24 protein-coding genes and 1 pseudogene are annotated in these 20,415 nt (G+C 71.8%); 13 read left to right on the top strand and 12 right to left on the bottom strand.

The features are described from left to right. Nucleotides 1-291 precede the first annotated feature (291 nt). Both QFZ71_RS17055 and QFZ71_RS17050 read right to left on the bottom strand, forming a co-directional pair. Nucleotides 292-777 (bottom strand): cupin domain-containing protein, encoded by a 486-nt coding sequence (locus QFZ71_RS17055; protein WP_307669073.1) that lies wholly within the window; start codon nt 775-777, stop codon nt 292-294. A 969-nt stretch (nt 778-1,746) separates the two neighbouring features. Beyond that, a complete protein-coding gene (locus QFZ71_RS17050) occupies nt 1,747-2,193 on the bottom strand; it encodes a VOC family protein (RefSeq protein WP_307669072.1) in 447 nt (148 codons plus the stop codon). 101 nt (nt 2,194-2,294) lie between these two features. Between QFZ71_RS17050 and pip the strand changes: the two genes are divergently transcribed. After that, nucleotides 2,295-3,263 (top strand): prolyl aminopeptidase, encoded by a 969-nt coding sequence (gene pip / locus QFZ71_RS17045; protein ID WP_307669071.1) that lies wholly within the window; start codon nt 2,295-2,297, stop codon nt 3,261-3,263. Between the two features lie 107 nt (nt 3,264-3,370). Here pip and QFZ71_RS17040 read toward each other — a convergent pair whose 3' ends face one another. Next, on the bottom strand, nt 3,371-3,544 hold the full coding sequence (locus tag QFZ71_RS17040; protein WP_307669070.1) for a CsbD family protein: 174 nt from the start codon (nt 3,542-3,544) through the stop codon (nt 3,371-3,373). Nucleotides 3,545-3,727: 183 nt separating this feature from the next. Here QFZ71_RS17040 and QFZ71_RS17035 point away from each other — a divergent pair, with 183 nt between their 5' ends. The 5 genes from QFZ71_RS17035 to QFZ71_RS17015 all read left to right on the top strand — a co-directional run bounded on the left by QFZ71_RS17035 (nt 3,728) and on the right by QFZ71_RS17015 (nt 8,401). Next, nucleotides 3,728-4,012 (top strand): DUF5133 domain-containing protein, encoded by a 285-nt coding sequence (locus QFZ71_RS17035; protein WP_307669069.1) that lies wholly within the window; start codon nt 3,728-3,730, stop codon nt 4,010-4,012. A gap of 27 nt (nt 4,013-4,039) precedes the next feature. Next, nucleotides 4,040-4,480, top strand: coding sequence for an ATP-binding protein (locus tag QFZ71_RS17030; protein WP_307669068.1), 441 nt, complete (start codon nt 4,040-4,042; stop codon nt 4,478-4,480). Between the two features lie 501 nt (nt 4,481-4,981). Next, nucleotides 4,982-6,544, top strand: coding sequence for a diacylglycerol kinase family protein (locus QFZ71_RS17025; RefSeq protein WP_307669067.1), 1,563 nt, complete (start codon nt 4,982-4,984; stop codon nt 6,542-6,544). Further along, a complete protein-coding gene (locus tag QFZ71_RS17020) occupies nt 6,544-7,497 on the top strand; it encodes a YihY/virulence factor BrkB family protein (RefSeq protein ID WP_307669066.1) in 954 nt (317 codons plus the stop codon). Before QFZ71_RS17025 ends, QFZ71_RS17020 begins: the two co-directional genes overlap by 1 nt. Nucleotides 7,498-7,645: 148 nt before the next feature. Then, nucleotides 7,646-8,401, top strand: a complete 756-nt coding sequence (locus tag QFZ71_RS17015) for a phosphatase PAP2 family protein (protein WP_307671487.1) — start codon at nt 7,646-7,648, stop codon at nt 8,399-8,401. A gap of 123 nt (nt 8,402-8,524) precedes the next feature. Here the strand turns inward: QFZ71_RS17015 and QFZ71_RS17010 are convergent, their stop codons facing one another. Beyond that, entirely contained in the window at nt 8,525-9,034 is a 510-nt protein-coding gene (locus QFZ71_RS17010; RefSeq protein WP_307669065.1) for a hypothetical protein, read from the bottom strand. Between the two features lie 232 nt (nt 9,035-9,266). Between QFZ71_RS17010 and QFZ71_RS17005 the strand changes: the two genes are divergently transcribed. After that, nucleotides 9,267-9,509, top strand: coding sequence for a DUF6411 family protein (locus QFZ71_RS17005; RefSeq protein WP_307669064.1), 243 nt, complete (start codon nt 9,267-9,269; stop codon nt 9,507-9,509). Between the two features lie 150 nt (nt 9,510-9,659). Here QFZ71_RS17005 and QFZ71_RS17000 read toward each other — a convergent pair whose 3' ends face one another. The 4 genes from QFZ71_RS17000 to QFZ71_RS16985 all read right to left on the bottom strand — a co-directional run bounded on the left by QFZ71_RS17000 (nt 9,660) and on the right by QFZ71_RS16985 (nt 12,158). Further along, the gene (locus QFZ71_RS17000; RefSeq protein ID WP_307669063.1) at nt 9,660-10,649 is read right to left on the bottom strand and encodes an aldo/keto reductase; all 990 of its coding nucleotides are present in this window, start codon (nt 10,647-10,649) and stop codon (nt 9,660-9,662) included. Between the two features lie 187 nt (nt 10,650-10,836). Next, entirely contained in the window at nt 10,837-11,034 is a 198-nt protein-coding gene (locus QFZ71_RS16995; RefSeq protein ID WP_307669062.1) for a DUF397 domain-containing protein, read from the bottom strand. Nucleotides 11,035-11,139: 105 nt separating this feature from the next. Further along, entirely contained in the window at nt 11,140-11,337 is a 198-nt protein-coding gene (locus tag QFZ71_RS16990) for a DUF397 domain-containing protein (protein ID WP_307669061.1), read from the bottom strand. Then, nucleotides 11,313-12,158, bottom strand: a complete 846-nt coding sequence (locus QFZ71_RS16985; RefSeq protein ID WP_307669060.1) for a helix-turn-helix transcriptional regulator — start codon at nt 12,156-12,158, stop codon at nt 11,313-11,315. The genes QFZ71_RS16990 and QFZ71_RS16985 overlap by 25 nt, the downstream gene beginning before the upstream one ends. A gap of 114 nt (nt 12,159-12,272) precedes the next feature. On the opposite strand from QFZ71_RS16985, the gene QFZ71_RS16980 reads away from it, so the two are divergent. Beyond that, nucleotides 12,273-12,575: a hypothetical protein gene (locus tag QFZ71_RS16980; protein WP_307669059.1), complete on the top strand. Its 303-nt coding sequence runs from the start codon at nt 12,273-12,275 to the stop codon at nt 12,573-12,575. Nucleotides 12,576-12,680: 105 nt separating this feature from the next. Here the strand turns inward: QFZ71_RS16980 and QFZ71_RS16975 are convergent, their stop codons facing one another. Beyond that, complete coding sequence (locus QFZ71_RS16975; protein WP_307669058.1) at nt 12,681-13,190, bottom strand: MarR family winged helix-turn-helix transcriptional regulator; 510 nt, start codon at nt 13,188-13,190, stop codon at nt 12,681-12,683. 76 nt (nt 13,191-13,266) lie between these two features. Between QFZ71_RS16975 and QFZ71_RS16970 the strand changes: the two genes are divergently transcribed. The 3 genes and pseudogenes from QFZ71_RS16970 (at nt 13,267) to QFZ71_RS16960 (ending at nt 15,907) form a co-directional block, all read left to right on the top strand. Beyond that, on the top strand, nt 13,267-14,025 hold the full coding sequence (locus tag QFZ71_RS16970; protein ID WP_307669057.1) for a nitroreductase family protein: 759 nt from the start codon (nt 13,267-13,269) through the stop codon (nt 14,023-14,025). 53 nt (nt 14,026-14,078) lie between these two features. Beyond that, a pseudogene (locus QFZ71_RS16965) lies at nt 14,079-15,084 on the top strand (EamA family transporter). Between the two features lie 241 nt (nt 15,085-15,325). Then, nucleotides 15,326-15,907: a Uma2 family endonuclease gene (locus QFZ71_RS16960; protein ID WP_307669056.1), complete on the top strand. Its 582-nt coding sequence runs from the start codon at nt 15,326-15,328 to the stop codon at nt 15,905-15,907. Between the two features lie 82 nt (nt 15,908-15,989). Here the strand turns inward: QFZ71_RS16960 and QFZ71_RS16955 are convergent, their stop codons facing one another. Both QFZ71_RS16955 and QFZ71_RS16950 read right to left on the bottom strand, forming a co-directional pair. Continuing rightward, nucleotides 15,990-17,324 carry an MFS transporter gene (locus tag QFZ71_RS16955; protein WP_307669055.1) on the bottom strand — a complete coding sequence of 445 codons (1,335 nt, stop codon included), beginning with the start codon at nt 17,322-17,324 and terminating at the stop codon, nt 15,990-15,992. Between the two features lie 136 nt (nt 17,325-17,460). Beyond that, nucleotides 17,461-17,901 carry a MarR family winged helix-turn-helix transcriptional regulator gene (locus tag QFZ71_RS16950; protein ID WP_307669054.1) on the bottom strand — a complete coding sequence of 147 codons (441 nt, stop codon included), beginning with the start codon at nt 17,899-17,901 and terminating at the stop codon, nt 17,461-17,463. A 134-nt stretch (nt 17,902-18,035) separates the two neighbouring features. Between QFZ71_RS16950 and QFZ71_RS16945 the strand changes: the two genes are divergently transcribed. Beyond that, entirely contained in the window at nt 18,036-18,242 is a 207-nt protein-coding gene (locus QFZ71_RS16945; RefSeq protein WP_307669053.1) for a hypothetical protein, read from the top strand. Between the two features lie 63 nt (nt 18,243-18,305). Here the strand turns inward: QFZ71_RS16945 and QFZ71_RS16940 are convergent, their stop codons facing one another. After that, nucleotides 18,306-19,760 carry an NCS2 family permease gene (locus QFZ71_RS16940; protein WP_307669052.1) on the bottom strand — a complete coding sequence of 485 codons (1,455 nt, stop codon included), beginning with the start codon at nt 19,758-19,760 and terminating at the stop codon, nt 18,306-18,308. A 275-nt stretch (nt 19,761-20,035) separates the two neighbouring features. Between QFZ71_RS16940 and QFZ71_RS16935 the strand changes: the two genes are divergently transcribed. Continuing rightward, nucleotides 20,036-20,368 (top strand): DUF2530 domain-containing protein, encoded by a 333-nt coding sequence (locus QFZ71_RS16935; RefSeq protein ID WP_307669051.1) that lies wholly within the window; start codon nt 20,036-20,038, stop codon nt 20,366-20,368. The last annotated feature ends 47 nt before the right edge of the window (nt 20,369-20,415 follow it).

Here is a 20,415-nt window from a genome sequence, read left to right as displayed (position 1 = left end):
GACCGGCCCGTCCAGCGCTTTCCAACCCTGCCGCAGCCGTGCTTCTCGAAATGCCCTGCGAGAAACAGCAGGCACGACTTCAGGCTCAGCAGGACCGGGTGTCCTCCAGGGCCTGGACGGTGCACAACTACCCGCCGACCGCCGGCGACAGCTACGGCCGCCGGAACGGACAGCGTTAGGGGCCGCCGGGCGGATCATGTGACTTTCCGGCTGGTTGCTCGTGGCTCGTTGGTCGGGCCATGGGCCGGACGGGACCCGGGACCGGCTGGACAGCGCCTGACCGCCGCCTGCTCACCGCTCGGGGAACCGCTCCCCGCACCGGCTGCAGAAGACCGGGGCGGGGTCCTGCGACAGCCGCCCGCACGCGGGGCAGACCCGATCCAGCATGCAGGGCCCCTCGCCGCCCTCGTGCGCCCCGCTCGGCGGCTTGACCGCGAGGCCGGGGCGGCGGCGGTGGACGGTGAGGTAGCCGAGCCCGTCCGGCCCGGCGGCCAGCGCGCGCCGGGACGTACGCGGCAACCAGAGGACGGTCCCGGCCTCCAGGTCCAGCTCTCGGCCGCCTGCCCTGGCGGTGCCCCGGCCCTCCATCACGACCAGGAGCACGTCGAGCACGTCCTCCTGGTGCTCCCCCACCTCGGCGTCGGCAGGGAGCCACACCAGATTGGCGTCCAACTCCCGCCCGCCCTCGGCCAGATGCCACAGCGCTCCGCGCTCATCCACGTCGACGGCGGCCAGGATGTCGGTGAGCACGGCGAGGACCTCGGGAGTGGCGTTCACACCGCCCAGGCTACGCGGGGGAGGTGCCGCCGGACCCGTCGCCTCGATCGCTACGCATGTCGCGGCCCGACCACCACGGAACGGAACCGGCCGGAGTCGTGCGCACCACCGTGGCGCCGAGGGCCGGATGCGCCAGGTGGAACACCCGCTGTTCATCCCCCTCCCTCGAAACGAGGCGGCCACCCGGAGACACGGTGAAGGGGGCACCCCTGCGTGCGCGGGGACCACGTCTTGGGCGCTCCGGTCTTGTCCCGGTTGACGGGACCACCCCCGCGTGCGCGGGGACCACAGTTCGTGACCTGCGGGTTTAGGTGGCAGGGGGACGGTTTTTACTTACTTCTTGAGAAACCGACATACCCGCCCTTTAGTTCATTTCGCTGCATCATCACCCGTCCCACCAAGCGCGGACGGTCAGCGGGCGGGGCCCAGGTCCGCCCCCGTGATCCTGTTCCGGCTGGCCGTGAGGCGGGGCGCGCCCCGGTCACCACCGTACCGGCCGGGCCCAGGAGCACTTCCGAGGCGTCAGGAGCCGGAGGTGTCGGACCGAACACGCGTAGTTCATCCACCTCGCCCTCGAAACTAAGCGCCCACTCGGGCAACGGGGTGAAGTCGTCCCGCGCAGAGGGCCACCGGGGCGAGCGGGCCGATGGCGGTCCGGGGGCGTTCCGCCTGCCGCCGTCGCACAGGAAGACGTCAGAAGGGTGCGGACCGCTCCAACAGCCTCCGGTTCGCGGCGAGTACGCTCACGCAGTCGTCGCCGTGACACTCAGGGCCAGCAGCTTCCCCACCTCCGCGAAGCCGCGCTGGGCGCAACCCGCCGCGAAGGCGGTCCGTTCCGCAGTCACCACGAACTCCCCTGTGCCGAGGGGACCCGTGCGGGGCCTCACGCCTCAGGCCTCATACGCAGGCACCGACTACGGAACTGACCCCGCACGGACCGCTGCTCCTGGCTCGACTCCCCTCGCCGCTCTACGAGTTGGTTGTCGACGAACTCGCCGCCACACAGAACTCGTTGCCCTCCGGGTCGGCCATCACCACATGGTGCTCGTGGACCTCCGCGAGCACGGACCCGCCCGCCGCCACGAGCCGCGCGGCCTCCGCCCGGATGTGGGCCCACTGCTCGGCGGGGGTTCCGTGGGCCGCGATCCGTACGTCGATGTGCAGCCGGTTCTTGGCCTTCTTCGGTTCGGGCACCTTGAGGATGGAGAGCCGGGGGCCGACACCCTCGGGGTCGCACAGCCAGGCGCCGTCGTCGATCGTCTCGCCCTCCGGCAGGTCGAACTGGGCGAGCCATTCCTCGCGGGTCCCGAACGGTGGCGGCGGCGGCAGATCCACATATCCCAGGGCCGACTTCCAGAATTCGGCCAGGAGTTGGGCGTCGGCACAGTCCAGGGTCAGATCGATACGTCCAGGCATGCCCCGGACCGTACGGGACCCCGTCGCCCGGCGCATCCGCGTAACGTGGCCCCCCGGCCATCCCCGGCCCACCCGCCTGCCGTACTCAGAGGGAGACCGCCGTGCACCGCGAGCCGAACGACCCGTACCCGCCGATCGAACCGTACGCGCACGGCATGCTGGACGTCGGGGACGGCAACCTCGTGTACTGGGAGGCGAGCGGCAACCCGGACGGCAAGCCGGCCCTGGTGGTGCACGGCGGGCCCGGCTCGGGGTCCTCGTCCCGCTCACGCCGGTACTTCGACCCGGACCGCTACCGGGTGATCCTCTTCGACCAGCGGGGCTGCGGGCGTTCGACCCCCCACGCGAGCGACCCGGCGACGGACATGGCGTACAACACCACGGCGCACCTGATCGCCGACATGGAACGTCTCCGGGAGCATCTGAACATCGACCACTGGCTTCTGTACGGCGGCTCGTGGGGGTCCACGCTGATCCTGGCGTACGCGGAGGAGCACCCGGAACGGGTCACGGAGGTGGTCATCCCGTCGGTGACGACGACGCGGCGCAGCGAGATCGACTGGCTCTACCGGGGCGTCGGCAACCTCTTCCCCGAGGCATGGGACGCCTTCCGCGCGGGTGTCCCCGAGACGAGCGACCCCGCCGGCCTGGTCGCCGCGTACGCCCGCCGTATGGAGAGCGAGGACGCCGCCGTACGGGAGAAGGCCACGGCGGACTGGTGCGCCTGGGAGGACGCGGTGGTCTCGATGGAGGCGATCACGGGCCCGCCCCCGTACAGCGGCCGCCCGGACCGCGACCAGCTGGCTTTCGTCCGGATCTGCGCCCACTACTTCGCCCACGAGGCCTGGCTGGAGGAGGGCCAACTCCTCGCCCGGGCCCACCGTCTGGCCGGCATCCCGGCCGTCCTGATCCACGGCCGCTTCGATCTGGCCGGCCCCCTCATGACCGCCTGGGAACTCGCCCGCGCCTGGCCGGACGCCCGGCTGACGGTCATCGACACGGCGGGCCACATGGGCGGCCCGGACACCCGGCGTGCGGTACTGGCGGCGCTGGACGGGTTCGCGGGCTGAGGCCCACGCCCGCGGGCCGGTGCGCGGAGTGAGACCGGGGCGGCAGGACGCCGGGCCCCGCGGAGGCGAACTCCGCGGGGCCCGGCGTCGCCAGGTGAGGGTGCGCCTCAGTCGTTCAGGGCGTCCTTGACCTTCTCCTTGGCCTGCCGGGCGTCGCCCTTGGCCTGCTCGGCCCGGCCCTCGGCGGTGAGGCGTTCGTTGCCGACGGTGCGCCCGGCGACTTCCTTGATCTTGCCCTTGGCCTGCTCGGTCTTGGCCTGGCTCTTCTCGTCGGCAGCCATGTCACTCACCTCGTGTGTGGTCGGCGTTTGCGATCAGCCACCGTCTGACCGCCCTCGCCCCCTTCAAACCTCTCGTCACCCGTGCGGACCATTCCCCCGAAAACGGTCCGCCGGAGGAGACATGGCAGCGGGACATCGCGGGCACGAGGGGGCCACATCGCCCCTGCGACGGCTGGTGAGGACATGATGCTGATCCCGAGCCCGGACGCCATGCGGACCCTGCTGGCCCGCTACAACGAGCTGCAGTTGCGCCATTCCCAGGACTCCGACCACGAACTCCAGCGGAGCCTGGAGGACGTGACGTACACGCTCTGTGTGAGCACCGGCACCCGCACGGTCCACGACGCCCTGCTCGCCGCCGACACGATCCTGCGGAGGTCGGCGGCCGAGGAGGAAGCGGCGGCGGGCGCTCCCGTACAGCCGGCGACGGCCGCCCGTCCGGTCCTCCCGAAGCCGCGGTCCCTCTGATCCGTACCGTACGAAAGGAGTCGGCTCATGCAGATCGAGGGGGCCGATACGGGAAGTCCCGTGTGTCGGCCGAGGACGGCCGCCGAGGCGCGCCAGGAGGTGGAGTTCGCCCTCTACCCGCTGCGCTGCGCGCCCGACGCACGGTACCGGACGGCTCATCAGGCCGGTGTGTGGGACGCCGTGCTGGTCGCCTCCGAACTCGTCGGCCATGTGCTCCACCACCGGGCGGACGTCTCCCGTGACTGCTTCCTGGTCTGCTCGCTGAACTGCGGCGAGATCACCATCAGCGTCACCGACCCCTGCGACGACGTCCTGCCCGCCTCCCCCGTCGCCCCGGACCCCCGGCGCGGCGGGCTGGAGGGGACGGGCTGGTGGCTGGTCCACCAGCTCGCCGACCAGGTCGACATCGTGCGGCTGCCCGAAGGGGGTCGGTCCATCACCGCGGCCGTGCCGCTCTCCGGGCCCTGAGCCGCGCCACCCGGCGCCATCCGCCCGACCGCATCCGGAACAGCCGCGCCACGGGCCACGCGCCATGGGCCACGGACCACGGACCACGGGAAGCCTGACCCGCGCGCGAGGGGGCATACGGCGAAGCGCCGGGGGAGAACAGGCTCCCGCGAACCGCCGCGCGGCGGGGCAGACATGGGGGAACCGATGGACACCGCCGTTCCGACCAGAGAGCCGCACGGCACGAACGAACCGCACGGCGCGAGAGAGCCGCACGGTGCGAGAGAGCCGCACGGTACGAACGAGTCGCACGGGGCAGTAGGGCCTCCTTGCGCGGGAGAGCCGAGAGGCGCGCGCCGTACCGACGAGCCGAGCTGGGCGAGCGGAGTGCAGGGTGCCCGAGGCTCTGGTGAGCGGGGTACGCCCCGTTCCCCGCGGCCCGGCCGCTCCCCCGCCCTCACCAGTGGTGCCGCCCGCGCGGCGGCCCGCGTCGGCGCGTTCGCCGTCTGCCAGGCGGCCTTCATGGTCGGCGTCGGCCTGCTGATCACCGGCCCGGCCCGGCACCTGGGGCCGGTGGCGGCGGAGGACGCGGTCGTCGAGGCCCTCGAAGACGCGCGCACCGGAACGCTCGACGCGGTCTCCACGGCCGTCTCCGCCCCGGGGGACACCACCACGGTGGTGGGCCTCACGTTCCTCGTCTGCCTGACGCTGGTCCTGACGCCCCGGCTGCCCCGGTGGCGCGAGGCCGTCTTCCTCGCCGCCGCGGTGTCGCTCCAGTCGGCGGTGTTCGTCCTGATCACCGCCTGCGTGGACCGGACGCGCCCGGACAGCGAGCGCCTGGACGACTCCCCGCCCACCTCCAGCTACACGTCCGGGCACACCGGAGCCGCCACCGCCCTGTACGGCGGCCTCGCCGTCCTGGTCCTGTCACGGGTGCGCGCACCGTGGCGCAGGCCACTGGCCGCCCTGCTGCTGCTCGTTCCGCTGCTCGTAGGGCTGGCACGGCTCTACCGGGGCATGCACCACCCCACCGACGTGGCGGGAGGGCTGGCGAACGGCACGCTGTCCCTGATCGTCGTGGGGCGGGCCGTGCTCGCGGGACACTCCTGGGCGGCCCGGCCTCCCGTCGACGCCGTGGACATCGCCGTGGCCGCCGCCGGGCACCGGTCCGCTCCCGCGCGGAAGCACGCCACCGTCATCGTCAATCCGACGGTGACCGGCCGGGCCACCAGGGAGCGGCTGAGACTGGTGCTCGCCCAACACGGTTACGCTGACGCACCGTTCGTCGACACCACCGCGCAGGACCCCGGCGGCGGCCAGACGACCGCCGCCCTGCGTGCCGGGGCCGAGATGATCGTGGTCTGCGGTGGCGACGGCACGGTCCGCGCGGTCGCGGACGTCCTGGCCGGCACCGGCGTCCCCCTGGTCCTCGTACCGTGCGGCACCGGAAACCTGCTGGTCCGCAACCTCGGTCTGCCCCTCCGCCCCGCCGAGGCGCTGGCGGCGGGCCTGACCGGCGAATCCCGCCCCCTGGACCTGGGCCGGATCGAGGGCGACGGGTTCCCCGCCGTCCACCTCACGGCGATGGCCGGGGCGGGGTTGGACGCGGCGATGCTGGAGGAGACCTCCGACCGCGCCAAGTCGGCCCTGGGCCGGCCCGCGTACGTCCTGGCCGGGGCCAAGGGGCTGCGTGCGCCCCGGATGCGGCTGACCGTCAGCCTGGACGGCGGGCCGGAACTGCACCGCACCGCCCGGATGGTCCTCATCGCCAACATCGGGGCCGTCCAGGCGGGCGCGGCACCGGTCCCCGCCGCCCGGCCGGACGACGGGCTGCTGGATCTCGCGGTCTTCGATCCGAGAGCGGTGGGCGGCTGGCTGCGCGTGGCCGGAGTGCTGCTGGGCGGCGGCCGGGGCGCGGGCGACGGGCGGGCGGTGGAGTACCACACCTTCCGCCGCGCCGAGCTGTCCTTCTCCCGGCCGCAGCCGCGCGAGGTCGACGGCGACCCGGTGGGGCCCGGCCTGCGCCTCGCCGCCGAGGTCCGGCCCGGCGCGCTGACCGTCATGCTCCCGGCGCGGGAACGCTGATGGGGACGGCGACGCGGGTCCCGGTGACCCATGACATGAGCGGGGACGAGCTGTCCGGCGACGAGGCGTTCGCGGCCCTGCGCCGGTACGGCCGCTGGGCACTGGTACGGGACGCCTTCGTCCGCTTCCGGTACGCCGACGGCTTCAGCCACGCCCGCGCGCTGGCCCTCCAGACGATCCTGGCCGTCGTCCCTCTGGTGATCGCCTTCGTCGGGCTGTCGGCCGAGCTGCACACCGAGAGCATCGGCAGAATCGCCGAACTCACCCTCCGCAACCTCAGCGAGGGCCCGAGCGCCGGAGTGGTGGACGACGCCCTCAACCGCCACCGGCGGAGCGGCGGCGACGGCCCCGAGATCGCCCTCTGGCTGGGGCTCGCGTTCTCCCTCGCCAACGTCACCACCGCGATGTGCCAGATCGAGCGCGGCGCCAACAGGATCTACGGCGTGGAGCGGGACCGCGTCTTCCACCGCAAGTACCTGCGCGGACTGGTGATGGCCCTGAGCGCCGGCATCCCCCTGGGCATCGGCACCGTGATGATGGTGGCCGGCGAGGAACTCGTCGCGGCCTTCACCTCCGTGTACGGGCTGGGGGACACGGCCCGTGAGGCCGGGAACCTGCTCCGCCTGCCCCTGGGCTTCCTGCTCGCACTCATCGCCGCGAGCGCGGTCTTCCGCCGTTCCCCGCGCCGTCAGCAGCCGGGCTACACGTGGCTGGCCTTCGGGGCGGCCGTCTACCTCGTCCTGTGGACGGTGCTGACCTGGCTGCTGGGCCTCTACCTCGGGATCAGCGGCTCCTTCGACACCGTCTACGGGCCCCTGAGCGCGTTCATGTCGCTGCTCCTGTGGGCCTACCTCACCTCCATAGCCCTCTTCGTCGGGCTGGCCTTCGCCGCCCAACTGGAGGCCGTCCGCGCCCGCAGGCCCGGACCGATCACCCCCGACCCCGGAGCATGACGTGCCACCACCCCCCACGGAGCCGCCCACCACGGGACCGGACCCCACCGGGCCGAGCCCGGTCGAACCGCCCACCACCGGGACGGGCCGCGCCGGGCCCACCGGACCCGGCCACGACCGGGCCCGCCGCGCGGACCGCCGCCTCGGCGTGCGGCTGGCGGCCGCGCTCGCGGCGGGCGTCGCCGCCGCAGTGCCGTTCGCGCTGCTGATGATCCTCGTCGAAGGCTCCTGGCCGCCCCTGCGACGCCTGGACTCCGGCGCGGCCCACCGGTTGCACGCGGTGGCGCTGGACCATCCGGCGTGGACGGGGACGCTGCGCGTCCTCTCGGACTGGGTCTGGGACCCCGCGACGCTGCGTACGGCGGTCGCGGTGCTCACCGGGTGGCTGCTGTACCGGCGGGCGTGGCGGCTCGCGGCCTGGGCGGCGACCACCGCGATCGGGGGCGCGCTGACCGGGGTGCTGGTGAAGGTCGTGGTGGAGCGGGCCAGGCCCTCGCTCCCGGACCCGGTGGCCCACGCGCCCGGCTACTCGTTCCCCTCCGGCCACGCGATGACGGCCGTCACCTCATGCGCCGTTCTCCTGCTGGTCCTGCTGCCGCTGGTGCCACGCGGGTGGCGCGGGCTGTGCTGGGCGGCGGCCGGGATCTCCGTCCTGGGCGTCGGGTTCACCAGGGTCGCGCTCGGCGTCCACTGGTTCAGCGATGTCGTCGGCGGTTGGCTGCTGGGCGGGGCGGTCGTCGTCCTGACCGGCTGGGCCTTCGCGGCGTGGCGGCGGGACGCGGGCCTCCCCCGTACGGAGGTGTCGGAAGGGCTCGAACCCGAACTGGCCGACGACCGCCCGGAGCCGGAGGAGTCCGGCGACCCGGCCGACCCGGCGAGCGGCGCACGCGCTCAGCGTCCCTGACCGGCCGGGGCGCGGTCGGCGTCACCGGGGCGCCGGGGGCGTCCTCGGCCGGCTCAGCCCCCTGCAAGCCCCGGTCCGGCCGGTCCGGTCCCCGGTGAGCGTCCCTGGCCGGCCGGGGCGGGGTCAGTACCCCTGGCCGGCCAGGAAGGACGCGAAGTCCAGGGCCAGGGACCGGGTCTCGGAGACAGGGGCCTCGTCGGCTCCACCGGCCCGGCTCTCCCCGTCCACCAGCACGAACACGCAGACGTCCTGCCCCGCCCGCACGACCCACATGGCATGGGCGCGGTCGCCGTCCCGCAGCAGGGCGAGTTCCAGCTCGCTCCCGGTGACGGCGTCGGAGATCACCTCGCGGCTCTCGCGCCGCCAGGGGACGCCCGCGATCCGCAGTCCTCTCGGGTGGACGGCCTCCTCGCACACCGTGCACAGGGCCTCGACGTCGTCCGGGCTTCCGTCCCCCGGACCGCCCGCCACCGACCGGAAGTACGGCCACCCGTCCTCGTCATCGCGCCCCGCGACGGCGAAGAACCCCGCATCGGCGGAGAACGCTGCGGCGGCCCGCACGGGCGATCGCGCCTCACCGAGGGCCAGATGCGTACGGAGGGCCTCGCCCCACTGTTCGGCCACCGGGGTCATCGGTGCCTCCTCTTCGTCGACTGCCGCTCGGCGCAGCTTCTCCTGCCCGGGTATTCGGCGGTCAGACGGGTTCGCCCGCACCCGTACCGGGAAGCCGCGCGGGCGGGTGCGGACGCCCGCCGGATTCAGGGGCCGGGGACGGGGCACACGGGGCAGGCACGACCTCCGGACCACACCGCAGGACGAAGACAAGCCGACAACCCAAGCCACCGCACCAGGACAAGGAATCGCCATGATGGTCGTAGGAATCGTCGCTGTCTGCGTCGTTCTCGCCGTACTCGCCTTCTTCGTACCGCGCCTCTCCCGCCACCCGGAACGCGGCACACAGCGCACGCTGGGCCTGGGCTCCCGCGCCGGCGGCAAGGCCCCCGGCGTTCTGGGCCGCCTCTTCAGCAAGCCGTTCCGCAGCAGCTCCAAGGCCGTCGGCCGCAGCGGCTCGGCCGGTCGCCGCGCCCGCGGCCACATGCCGTTCTGAGCCCGGCGACGCGCGAACACCGTTCTGAGCCAGGCGACGCCCGAACGCACGGACACCGGCCGGCAGGCCGGTGACGCACGAACGAACGCCGGAAGGGTCCTCCCGTCACGCCGACGGGAGGACCCTTCCGCTACGACTACGAGGGCGCCGCTACCAGGCGAACGCCTCCGGCGACGGGCCCGGACCGGGGAAGATCTCGTCCAGACCCGTGAGCACGGCCTCCGGGAGGTCCAGTTCCAGGGCGCGTAGGGCGCTGTCCAGCTGGTCGGCGGTGCGCGGGCCGACGATCGGGCCGGTGACGCCGGGGCGGGTCAGCAGCCAGGCCAGAGCCGCCTCGCCGGGCTCCAGGCCGTGCTTGTCGAGCAGGTCCTCGTACGCCTGGATCTGCGCGCGGGTGGCGGGGTCGGCCAGGGCGTCGGCCGCGCGGCCCGAGGCGCGGCGGCCGCCCTCGGTGGTCTTCCGGATGACGCCGCCCAGCAGACCGCCGTGCAGCGGGGACCAGGGGATGACCCCGAGTCCGTACTCCTGCGCGGCCGGGATGACCTCCATCTCGGCGCGGCGCTCGGCGAGGTTGTAGATGCACTGCTCGCTGACCAGGCCGAGCGAGCCCCGGCGGGCGGCCTGCTCGTTGGCCTGGGCGATCTTGTAGCCGGGGAAGTTCGAGGACCCGGCGTAGAGGATCTTGCCCTGCTGGACCAGGACGTCGATCGCCTGCCAGATCTCGTCGAAGGGGGTGTCCCGGTCGACGTGGTGGAACTGGTACAGGTCGATGTGGTCGGTCTGGAGGCGCTTGAGCGAGGCGTCGACCGCCCGCCGGATGTTCACGGCGGAGAGCTTGTCGTGGTTCGGCCAGGCCTCACCGTCGGCGCCCATGTTCCCGTACATCTTGGTGGCCAGGACCACCTTGTCGCGCCGGCCGCCGCCCTGGGCGAACCAGGTGCCGAGGATCTCCTCGGTGCGCCCCTTGTTCTCGCCCCAGCCGTAGACGTTGGCCGTGTCGAAGAAGTTCAGGCCCGCGCCGAGCGCGGCGTCCATGATGGCGTGGCTGTCCGACTCGTTGGTCTGCGGGCCGAAGTTCATCGTCCCGAGGACGAGCCGGCTGACCTTGAGTCCCGTACGTCCGAGCTGTGTGTACTCCATGGCTCCCCAGCCAACTCCTTCGAGTCCACTCCAGGCAAGCACCCCCGGCCACGGAGCCCGCGCCCAGCTCCGAGCGTCGAGCGGCCCGGACCCGGACCCCTGGCCCTGTCCCTGACCCCTGTCCCGGCCCCTGACCACGAGAACGGTCCCCCAGCCGGGCCGGGGGACCGCTGAGCACTGGGAAGATTCAGCGCACGTCCCGGACGAACGCCGCCCACGCCGAGGCCGCGAACACCAGCGCCGCCCCCTCCGGCCGCTTCGAGTCACGCACCGGCACCACACCGCGGAAGCCATCGGCCACCTCGACGCAGTTACCGCCGTCCGAGTTGCTGTACGAGGACTTCCGCCACCTCGCGGCGGTCAGATCAGGTCGCTGGGAACGCATGTACGCATCTCCTTGATCAGCTACTCGATGAACTGGGTCGTCCGCACCAGGAAGCGCGACCGGTCCCCCAGCACAAGCCGGGGGTGCGGCAGCGTGCCGCAGGGTTCAGCGCACGTCCCGGACGAACGCCCCCCACGCCGACGCCCCGAACACCAGCGCCGCCCCCTCCGGCCGCTTCGAATCACGCACCGGCACCACACCGGGGAAACCATCGGCCACCTCGACGCACTGCCCGCCGTCCGAGTTGCTGTACGAAGACTTCCGCCAGATCACGGCGGTCAGGTCGGGTCGCTGGGAACGCATGCGCGCATCTCCTTGATCAGCTGCTCGATGAACTGGGTTGTCTGCTCCGGGGAGAGCGACCGGTCCCGCGACACATCGTAGGACAGGCGCAGCTCATCGACCCGGGCCGGATCTTCCACCAGCTCACCCGACTTGCTGCCCTCCAGGTAGGCCACCGACTTACCGCTGGGCAGCCACAGAACCGTGAGCGAGCCACCCATCAGATCGTGCAGTCCGGCCGAGAACGGCAGCATCTCGATCGTGACGTTCGGCCGCTTCTGCCACTCCAGCAGGGCCTCCAACTGCTCCAGCCACACCGCGGGCTGCGCCGCCGCACGCCGGAACACCGCCTCGTCGAGCACCGCCCGGAAGAACGGCGCGTCCTCGCCTTCGAGGACGCTCTGACGGCCCATCCGAGCCTCCACGTCCTCCTGCAGCTCCGCCGCGTCCCGAGGCCGCCCGTGCTCCAGCACCTCCCGCGCGTACGTCCTGGTCTGGAGCAGTCCGGGAATCGTGCTGCACGCGTACATGTACTGGACCGTGGCCTCCCGCTCCAGCTGCATGAACCGCTTGTACCGGCTGCCGAACGCGTCGTCCCGCGCCAGCTCCCAGAGCTGGCGCAGCTGCTCCCCCGTACCGAACACACCGTCCAGCGACGCCCACACCTCCGGGGACCCCAACCGCGTGCCGTGCAGCAGCTTGTGCAGATAAGAGCGGTCGTACGTCGTCTCGTCGTGGAGGTCGTCCAGCGTCAGCCCGCGCTGTTCCCGCAGCTTCCTGAACGTGTCGTGGAGCATCTGCCGGGCCGACGTCTCACCCGATTCGGACTTGCGTTTGGGCATACCAACTCCGTTGTTGCCTATGGCGATAGGGCTACGCGAAGCCCCTTTCGAGAGTAGCCACCAGCGCCGATGCTCGTAACGGAAAGACCGGACACCATCACGGAAGGCGACATCATGAGTGCTACTCCCCCGCCCTCGCGCGCTACTCCACCGCGCTACGGATCACCCGACGGCTGGGCCGTCCAGCGCATCCCGGAGCGGCCCGTCATGCGCGTGATCGACGTCCGGCGGCAGGAGACCGCCTTCGAACTGCCACTGGTCGTCACCTTCAACGGCGAGGTCCGCCACACGGCCGCACTCCGCCTGGACGTCGACGAGGCCATCGACCTGGTGGACGAGGTGAACCTCGCACTCGACGTACGCGTACGGGAGCCCCTCGCCGACGCCTGCCGCCGCCGGGAGCGTCCCGAGTCCTGACACCTGCGCACACCTGGGCCCCGCGCATCGCGCCCGCGACGGGGTCTCGGTCCGATACGGGCTGAGCCTCAGCTGCCGAGGGCGGCCCCACGCCCGATGCCCCCATCAGGCGTCACCCTCCAACGTGACCAGCAGCGTCCGCAGCAGCCGGTTCAGCTCCTCGCAGTCCTTCTCGTCCAACCGCGCCAACATCCTGCGCTCGTTGCGCACATGCCCCTCCACCGTGTCGTCGACGAGCGCCCGCCCGGCGTCGGTGAGCGTGACGTACAGGCTGCGGCGATCGCCGGGGACGGCCTCCCGGGCTACCAGGTTCCGGGCGGCCAGCCGGTCGATCCGGTTCGTCAGCGCGGCGGAGCTGACCATGACGCTGGCGGCCAGCTCCTTGGGGGTGAGCGGGCGGTCGCTGCGGCGCAGGGTGGCAAGGACGTCGAACTCCCAGCGCTCCATGCCGTGTTCGGCGAAGTACCGGCCGACCTCCTTGTCGACGAGCCGGGTCAGCCGCAGAAGCCGGCCCACCGCGCCCATGGCCTCCAGATCCAGGTCGGACCTCAGGGCGGCCCACTGGTCCAGGAAGCCGTCAACCGCATCGCGCGCCTGCGCACCCGTCTCACCCATGGCCCGACCTCGCTCCAGATATTTCCACGTCGAACTGTTTGACGTAATCCTACCTCGCACCCTACCTTTCCGTTCCATGAGAGATAGTTCGACGTCGAATGATTGTGCCGACGCCTCGGCCCACCCGGTCGTGGGGTGGGCCGGTGCCTCGGCCCACCCCACGACCGCCGACGCGCGGGCCCACCCCGCGACCGGCGACCTCGACACCGTCGCCCGCGTCATCCACTCCCGCCGCAGCGTCCGCCACTACCTGCCCGACCCGATACCCGTCGGCCTCCTGCGGAGGCTGACGGATCTCGCGCTCCAGGCGCCCTCCAGCTTCAATCTCCAGGCGCGCTCCGTCGTCACCGTCGCGGACGCGACCGGCCTCCGTGCGCTCACCGCCGCGACCGGCGGGCAGCCCCACCCGCAGGAGGCGCCGGTGATGCTCGTGTTCGTCGCGGAGTCGGCCGCCCACCGGGAGGACCGCGGCGACATCTGGGAGACGGCCCGCGCCAACGGGGCCTGGTCCGAGGAGTACGCGGCCGCCTCGCCCGGGGACGTGCGGAGGTTCCAGGAGGACCTGGAAACCCGGGGGCTCGCGCGGGAGTACGCGGTGAAGGACGCCATGATCGCCGCCTCCTTCCTGATGATCGCCGCCGAGGCCGCCGGGCTCGCGACCAGCCCCATGAACGGATGGGACGAGGACGCCGTCAAGAAGGCCATCGGCATCGACGGCCGCGACCACCTCCACATCGCCCTGCTCATGTCCCTCGGCCGCCCCGCCGAGACCCGCACCCACCCGGGCCGCCGGGACCGTGCGCTGACCTGCTTCAGCGAGACGTTCGGGCGGTGAGCACCGACCCGATGGCCGCAGCCGCCCCCACCCCGCGCCCCCAGGAGCCCGCCATGGCCGACCGGTCCCGCACGGTCAGGATCTCCCTGCTCACCGCCCTCGCCCCGGCCGTCTGGGGCTCCACCTACCTCGTCACCACCGAGTTCCTGCCGCCCGACCGGCCGCTGCTCGCCTCCACACTGCGCGCGCTGCCCGCCGGGCTGGTCCTGCTCGCGCTGACCCGTGTCCTGCCCCGGGGCGTCTGGTGGCTGCGCGCGGCCGTACTCGGCACCCTGAACATCGGAGCCTTCTTCTTCTGCCTCTTCGTCGCCGCCTACCACCTGCCCGGCGGAGTGGCCGCGCTCGTCATGGCCGTCCAGCCGCTGATCGTGATGCTCCTCGGACTTCTGCTGCCTCGGCACCCGCATCCGCGCCCCGCACCTCGGCGCCTGCCTCCTGGCCGCCGCCGGGGTCGCACTGCTGGTGCTCCGGCCGGATGCGGCACTGGACGGCGTGGGCGTCGCGGCGGGGCTCGTGGGGGCCCTGAGCATGGCGGCCGGGATCGTGCTGACCAAGCGATGGGGGCGACCCGAAGGGGTCTCGCTGATGGCCTTCACCGGATGGCAGCTCACCGTCGGTGGTCTGGTGCTGCTGCCCGCCACCCTGCTCGGCGAATCGCTGCCGTCCGAACTGACCTGGGCCAACGTCGGCGGCTTCGGCTACCTGGCGATCGTCGGGGCGCTGCTCGCGTACATCGTGTGGTTCAACGGCATCGCGCGGCTGCCGGCCCTCGCCGCCTCGTTCCTGTCGTTCGCCTCGCCCCTGTGCGCCACGGTCCTCGGCTACCTCTTCCTGGGGCAGACCCTGGGTCCGCTCCAGTTGCTGGGCGCGGTGGGTGTCGTCGGGGCGGTGGTGCTGGTGCAGCGGGGCGAAAGGCTGGCCGACGCGGCTCGTACGGGGACGCCCCCGGCTCGTACCGGGACGCCCCCGACCGGCACTCAGGCGACACCGGCCGGTACGTCCTCGCCCGCGGCCCCTGCTGCCCCGGCGCCCTCCGGCTCAGGCGCCGAAAGCGGCTGACACGGCGACGACGACGAACATCAGCACGAGCACGGCCGCCATGATGCGGTTTCTGGTCTTCGGATCCACCCTTCGAGCGTAACGGCTCCGCCCGCGGCGCCCGCGACCAGGCCCGGACCGCCCCCAGCCTCCGCTCCGGACATGGTCCGTCCGCAGGCCCGGGCGTGTCCGGCGGGCCCGGCCTATCGTTGGACTACGCGGCTGCCCGCACGCCCGTGCGGCAGTGGGGAGGAGCGGCACGATGACCGTCGTAGACACCGACAGGATCGACATGGCCGACACCAGCGACGAGCGCACCCTGGACATGATGTTCGAGTGGCTTGAGCCCGTCCCCGAGGGATTCAAGGTCGAGATCGTCGAGGGGACCGTCCATATGTCGCCGCAGCGGGACACACACTGGCGAATCATTCTGGCCATCATCAGGCAACTGCTGCCTCGATTCGCAGAGGACCGGTTGCTCTCGGACGTGCGCATCGACTTCGGCGAGGGCAACGGCTTCGCCCCCGACGTGGTGAAGCTGTTCGACACGGCGCGCAAGGACAGCCGTGGGCGCTGGCTTCCGGAGCACGTGGAGTTCGTGGCCGAAGTCATCTCCAAGGGCACGGCCGCGGCGGACTACGGACCCAAGAAGGATGCCTACGCGGCCGCCGGAGTGCCCGTCTTCCTCATCGTCGATCCGTACACGGGCCGCTGTCTCCTCCACTCGGAGCCGAAGGACGGCGGCTACCACCAGAAGCTCGTGGCCGATTTCGGCCTCGATGTCGACCTCACCGGCACCTCCATGGACCTGGTCCTGAAGACCGACGCCTTCCCCCGCGACTGACACCTCGCACACGAAGAACGCCCTCCTCCCGGAAGAGACCGGGAGGAGGGCGTTTCCACACGTGGGGGCCGGGCCCACCGCCCTACGCGGCCGTAGCCAGCTGCTCGCGCGGGACGAAGCGGACGTGCGGGCGGCCCGGACGGAGGTCCACCTTCAGGCGGAGGCCGCCGACGCGGGCGAGGGCGAAGCCCACGGCCAGGGCGGCGATCACCGAGATCGCGCCGCCGGCCGCGAAGCCGACGCGGGCGCCGTACGTGTCGCTGATCCAGCCGACGATCGGGGCGCCCACCGGCGTGCCCCCGGCGAAGACCATCATGTACAGGCTCATCACCCGGCCGCGCATCTCCGGGTCGGCGGCCATCTGGACGCTCGTGTTCGCGGTGATGTTCGTCGTCAGGCCGAGCATGCCGATCGGGACCAGCAGGAGCGCGAACAGCCAGACGTACGGGGAGAGCGACGCGGCGATCTCCAGCAGCCCGAACGCCGTGCCCGCCACCACCAGCATCCGCAGCCGCGAGGAGCGGCGGCGGGCCGAGAGCAGCGCGCCGGCCAGCGAACCGGCCGCCATGAGGATGTTGAACAAGGAGTACATGCCCGCGCCGCCGTCGAAGATCTCGTCGGCGAAGGCGGTCAGCCAGATCGGGAAGTTGAAGCCGAACGTGCCGACGAAGCCGACCAGGACGATCGGCCAGACCAGCTCGGGGCGGCCCCGGACGTAAGCAAGGCCCTCGCGGAGCTGGCCCTTGGCGCGGGGCACGGTCACCGAGGCGTGGAGCTCGTCCCTGCGCATCAGCAGCAGGCCGGCGAGCGGGGCCAGGAAGGAGAGGCCGTTGAGCAGGAACGCCCAGCCGCTGCCGACCGTGGTGATCAGGACGCCCGCGACGGCGGGGCCGATGAGCCGGGCGGACTGGAAGTTCGCCGAGTTCAGGCTGACCGCGTTGCGCAGGTGCGCGGGGCCGACCATCTCGGAGACGAACGACTGCCGGGCCGGGTTGTCGACGACGGTCACCATGCCGAGGAGGAAGGCGACCAGGTAGACGTGCCAGACCTCGACGACCCCGGTCAGGGTCAGGACGGCGAGCGCGATGCCGCACAGGCCGAGCATGGCCTGGCTGACGAGCAGGATCTGCCGCTTCGGGAGCCGGTCGGCGATGACGCCGCCGTACAGGCCGAAGAGCAGCATCGGAAGGAACTGGAGGGCCGTGGTGATACCGACGGCGGTCGCGGAACCCGTCAGGCTCAGGACGAGCCAGTCCTGCGTGATGCGGGACATCCAGGTACCGGTGTTGGAGATCACGGCGCCCGTGGCGAACAGGCGGTAGTTACGGATCTTCAGCGACGAGAAGGTCCCGCCGGTCGTGCTCTCGTGGGTGGAAGTCGGTGCGGGGGCGGAGTCTGCTCCGGATCCCGTACTCAAAAGGGTTCATCTCCTCGGCGTCTGCGGTGTTCGGTCCGACGAGGACGTGACGACGGGCGCTCCGGCGGGGGCCCGGTGCGGAGCGGACGGCGTACGTCCGGTCCGGCGGCGGGTCACCGTCGGCGCGCCCGTGGGGTCACAGGTGGGCGAGCTTCTCCAACACGGGCGCGGCGGCCCGAAGCGTCTCCCACTCGTCCTCGTCCAGGCCCTCGGCAAGCCGGGTCAGCCAGGCGTTCCGCTTGGTGCGGCTCTCCGCGAGCATGGCCTCGGCCTGCTCGGTCTGGCTGACCATCTTCTGCCGACGGTCATCGGGGTGCGGTTCGAGCCTGACCAGCCCCTTCGCCTCCAGCAGCGCGACGATGCGGGTCATCGACGGAGGCTGTACGTGCTCCTTGCGGGCCAGCTCACCGGGGGTGGCCGAGCCGCAGCGGGCGAGGGTGCCGAGCACCGACATCTCGGTGGGGCTCAGCGACTCGTCGACCCGCTGGTGCTTGAGGCGACGGCCCAGCAGCATCACGGCGGAGCGGAGGGAGCTCACGGCGGCGGCACTGTCGCCGTCGTGGATCAGGTCAGGCATGTTTGTTAGCGTAACTCATTACCCAACCTAAATACCACTCGATCGCGCACACGCCGAAAAATACTCACCCGAACGAGTGAGTTCGGCGTGGAAAGTGACGCGAAGAACACTCCGGGGCGGCGACCCTGCTGGGCATGGGATCGACAGTGCTCAGCCTGCGGATAGACGGTGAGCTGCTCGACCGGCTCCGGCAGCACGCCGCCAAACGCGGAATGAGCGTCCAGGACTATGTGGTCCGGACGCTCATTCGTGACGACTTCGACGAACGCTTCACCGCGGCCGTCGAGGAGACGGAGAAGTTCTACGGCGACTCCAGGAGTGTGACACCACCGGTCACATGAGGGGTGCGACGTCCCGGGTCAGCCGAGGCGCACGACGACCGAGGCACGTGACGACGCCTCCGCTCACGTGAGGCCGAGCGCCGGCATCGCGTAGTAGAAGACGAACACCGCCGACACCGCGTACATGGCCGCCGGGACCTCACGGCCGCGACCGGCCGCCAGCCGCAGCACGGAGAAGGCGATGAAGCCGATGCCGATGCCGTTGGTGATCGAGTACGTGAACGGCATCATCAGCATCGCGAGGAACGCCGGGATCGACAGCGTGTAGTCGCTCCAGTCGATGTCCCGCACCGAGCCCGCGATGATCAGGAAGCCGACCGCCAGCAGGGCGGGCGTGGCCGCCTGCGACGGGACCATGGTCGCCAGCGGTGTGAGGAACAGCGCCACCGAGAAGAGCAGACCGGTCACGACGCTCGCCAGTCCGGTGCGGGCGCCCTCGCCGACGCCCGCCGTGGACTCCACGAAGCACGTGGTGGCGGAGGAGGAGCTCGCACCGCCCGCGGCGACCGCGAGGCCGTCCACGAGCAGCACCTTGTTGATGCCGGGGAAGTTGCCGTCCTGGTCCATCAGCTTCGCCTCGTCCCCGACGCCGAGGATGGTGCCCATCGCGTCGAAGAAGCAGGACAGCAGCACGGTGAAGACGAACAGGACGCCCGTCAGGATGCCGACCTTCTCGAAGCCGCCGAACAGGCTGACCTCGCCGAGGAGCCCGAAGTCCGGTGTGGAGACCGGGCTGCCCGGCCACGCGGGCGTCGTCAGGCCCCACGCCCCGGCGGGCAGGTCCGCGATCACGTCGATGACCACGGCGACGGCCGTCATGGCGACGATCGAGATCAGGATCGCGCCGGGCACCTTGCGCACGATCAGCGCGAGCGTGAGCAGCGCGCCGAGCACGAAGACCAGCACCGGCCAGCCGTTGAGGTGACCGTCGCCGCCGAGCTGGAGCGGCACGGTGGTGTGCGCGGCGTCCGGCATGCGCGAGACGAAGCCCGAGTCGACGAGGCCGATCAGCAGGATGAAGAGGCCGATACCGATCGCGATGCCCTTGCGGAGCGATTTCGGCACCGCGTTCATCACGCGTTCCCGCAGCCCGGTGGCGACCAGCAGCATCACCACGATGCCCGCGAGGACGACCATGCCCATCGCGTCGGGCCAGCTCATCCGGGGGGCGAGCTGAAGCGCGACGACGGTGTTGACGCCGAGGCCGGCCGCGAGCGCGATCGGCACGTTGCCGATGACGCCCATCAGCAGGGTGGAGAAGGCGGCGGACAGCACGGTGGCGGTGACCAGCTGCCCGTTGTCGAGCTGGTGGCCGTACATGTCCTTCGCGCTGCCCAGGATGATCGGGTTGAGCACGATGATGTACGCCATCGCGAAGAACGTGGCGAACCCGCCGCGGAACTCGCGGGCGACGGTGGACCCCCGCTCGGAGATCTTGAAGAACCGGTCCAGGCTGCCCTGGGGCTGCGGAGCCGACGGGGGCGGGGAGTCGACCGGAGCGGTGGCCGAGGGGGACATGGGTGACCTCAGTCGTACGTAGGGAGGTAAGGCGGGGCACTGCCAGGCGGGCAGCAAAGGGACGAAAGGTGATCGCTTTTGGATGTTCAGACGAAGAATTCGAGCCAACCCAAAGCAGATTCAGTATGAATACATCAAGCGAAGATCGCTATCTCCGCGCGTAGACCCCTGGTGCCCCTAGGTCGGGGAGGCGTCCCGAACGCGGTCCGGGACGCCTCCCCGCCGCCTCGTACCCGCCGATCCGGGCGCTTCCGACCCGGCCATACACTGAGGACATGGAGAAGTGGACACCGCAGCACGAGGCGCCCGAACCCCTGGAGGGCCCCGTCGTCGCCACCGTGGTCGGCGGCACGATCCTCTGGTTCGTCCTCTTCCTCGCCCAGCTCCCCTTCTACGGCTGGTTCGCCGACCGCGGTCACACCTGGTGGGTGTGGACCCCGCTGGCCGGCGCCGGGCTCGGCCTGATCGGCATCTGGTACGTGCGCGGACGCGACGCCGCACTCAAGCGGCACGCGGCCCGCGTCGCGGCCAAGGAAGCCGCCGGCGCGGAGGCCGAGGGCAGCGCCCTGGGCGGCAGCCGAACGGACCGCACCGACGGACACGGCTGACGCCGGTCACACGGGGAAAGCTCCGCCGACGCCGGTCACGAGCGGGA

The sequence above is a fragment of the Streptomyces sp. V2I9 genome (assembly GCF_030817475.1).
In the GTDB taxonomy this organism is placed as follows: Bacteria; Actinomycetota; Actinomycetes; order Streptomycetales; family Streptomycetaceae; genus Streptomyces.
Note: the sequence above shows the minus strand (reverse complement) of the source record. Positions and strands in the feature narration are given on the sequence as shown.

Excerpts from the sequence above, each read along its gene's own strand:
- QFZ71_RS16960 (WP_307669056.1), top strand. The coding sequence starts at position 15,326 with ATGACCGTCGTAGACACCGACAGGATCGACATGGCCGACACCAGCGAC.
- QFZ71_RS16935 (WP_307669051.1), top strand. The coding sequence starts at position 20,036 with ATGGAGAAGTGGACACCGCAGCACGAGGCGCCCGAACCCCTGGAGGGC.
- QFZ71_RS16945 (WP_307669053.1), top strand. The coding sequence starts at position 18,036 with ATGGGATCGACAGTGCTCAGCCTGCGGATAGACGGTGAGCTGCTCGAC.
- QFZ71_RS16995 (WP_307669062.1), bottom strand. The coding sequence starts at position 11,034 with ATGCGTTCCCAGCGACCTGATCTGACCGCCGCGAGGTGGCGGAAGTCC.
- QFZ71_RS17050 (WP_307669072.1), bottom strand. The coding sequence starts at position 2,193 with ATGCCTGGACGTATCGATCTGACCCTGGACTGTGCCGACGCCCAACTC.
- QFZ71_RS16980 (WP_307669059.1), top strand. The coding sequence starts at position 12,273 with ATGAGTGCTACTCCCCCGCCCTCGCGCGCTACTCCACCGCGCTACGGA.
- QFZ71_RS16940 (WP_307669052.1), bottom strand. The coding sequence starts at position 19,760 with ATGTCCCCCTCGGCCACCGCTCCGGTCGACTCCCCGCCCCCGTCGGCT.
- QFZ71_RS16985 (WP_307669060.1), bottom strand. The coding sequence starts at position 12,158 with ATGCCCAAACGCAAGTCCGAATCGGGTGAGACGTCGGCCCGGCAGATG.
- QFZ71_RS17035 (WP_307669069.1), top strand. The coding sequence starts at position 3,728 with ATGATGCTGATCCCGAGCCCGGACGCCATGCGGACCCTGCTGGCCCGC.
- QFZ71_RS16990 (WP_307669061.1), bottom strand. The coding sequence starts at position 11,337 with ATGCGTTCCCAGCGACCCGACCTGACCGCCGTGATCTGGCGGAAGTCT.
- QFZ71_RS17025 (WP_307669067.1), top strand. The coding sequence starts at position 4,982 with ATGGTCGGCGTCGGCCTGCTGATCACCGGCCCGGCCCGGCACCTGGGG.
- QFZ71_RS16970 (WP_307669057.1), top strand. The coding sequence starts at position 13,267 with ATGAGAGATAGTTCGACGTCGAATGATTGTGCCGACGCCTCGGCCCAC.
- QFZ71_RS16950 (WP_307669054.1), bottom strand. The coding sequence starts at position 17,901 with ATGCCTGACCTGATCCACGACGGCGACAGTGCCGCCGCCGTGAGCTCC.
- QFZ71_RS17005 (WP_307669064.1), top strand. The coding sequence starts at position 9,267 with ATGATGGTCGTAGGAATCGTCGCTGTCTGCGTCGTTCTCGCCGTACTC.
- QFZ71_RS17000 (WP_307669063.1), bottom strand. The coding sequence starts at position 10,649 with ATGGAGTACACACAGCTCGGACGTACGGGACTCAAGGTCAGCCGGCTC.
- QFZ71_RS17030 (WP_307669068.1), top strand. The coding sequence starts at position 4,040 with ATGCAGATCGAGGGGGCCGATACGGGAAGTCCCGTGTGTCGGCCGAGG.
- QFZ71_RS16975 (WP_307669058.1), bottom strand. The coding sequence starts at position 13,190 with ATGGGTGAGACGGGTGCGCAGGCGCGCGATGCGGTTGACGGCTTCCTG.
- QFZ71_RS17010 (WP_307669065.1), bottom strand. The coding sequence starts at position 9,034 with ATGACCCCGGTGGCCGAACAGTGGGGCGAGGCCCTCCGTACGCATCTG.
- QFZ71_RS17020 (WP_307669066.1), top strand. The coding sequence starts at position 6,544 with ATGGGGACGGCGACGCGGGTCCCGGTGACCCATGACATGAGCGGGGAC.
- QFZ71_RS17040 (WP_307669070.1), bottom strand. The coding sequence starts at position 3,544 with ATGGCTGCCGACGAGAAGAGCCAGGCCAAGACCGAGCAGGCCAAGGGC.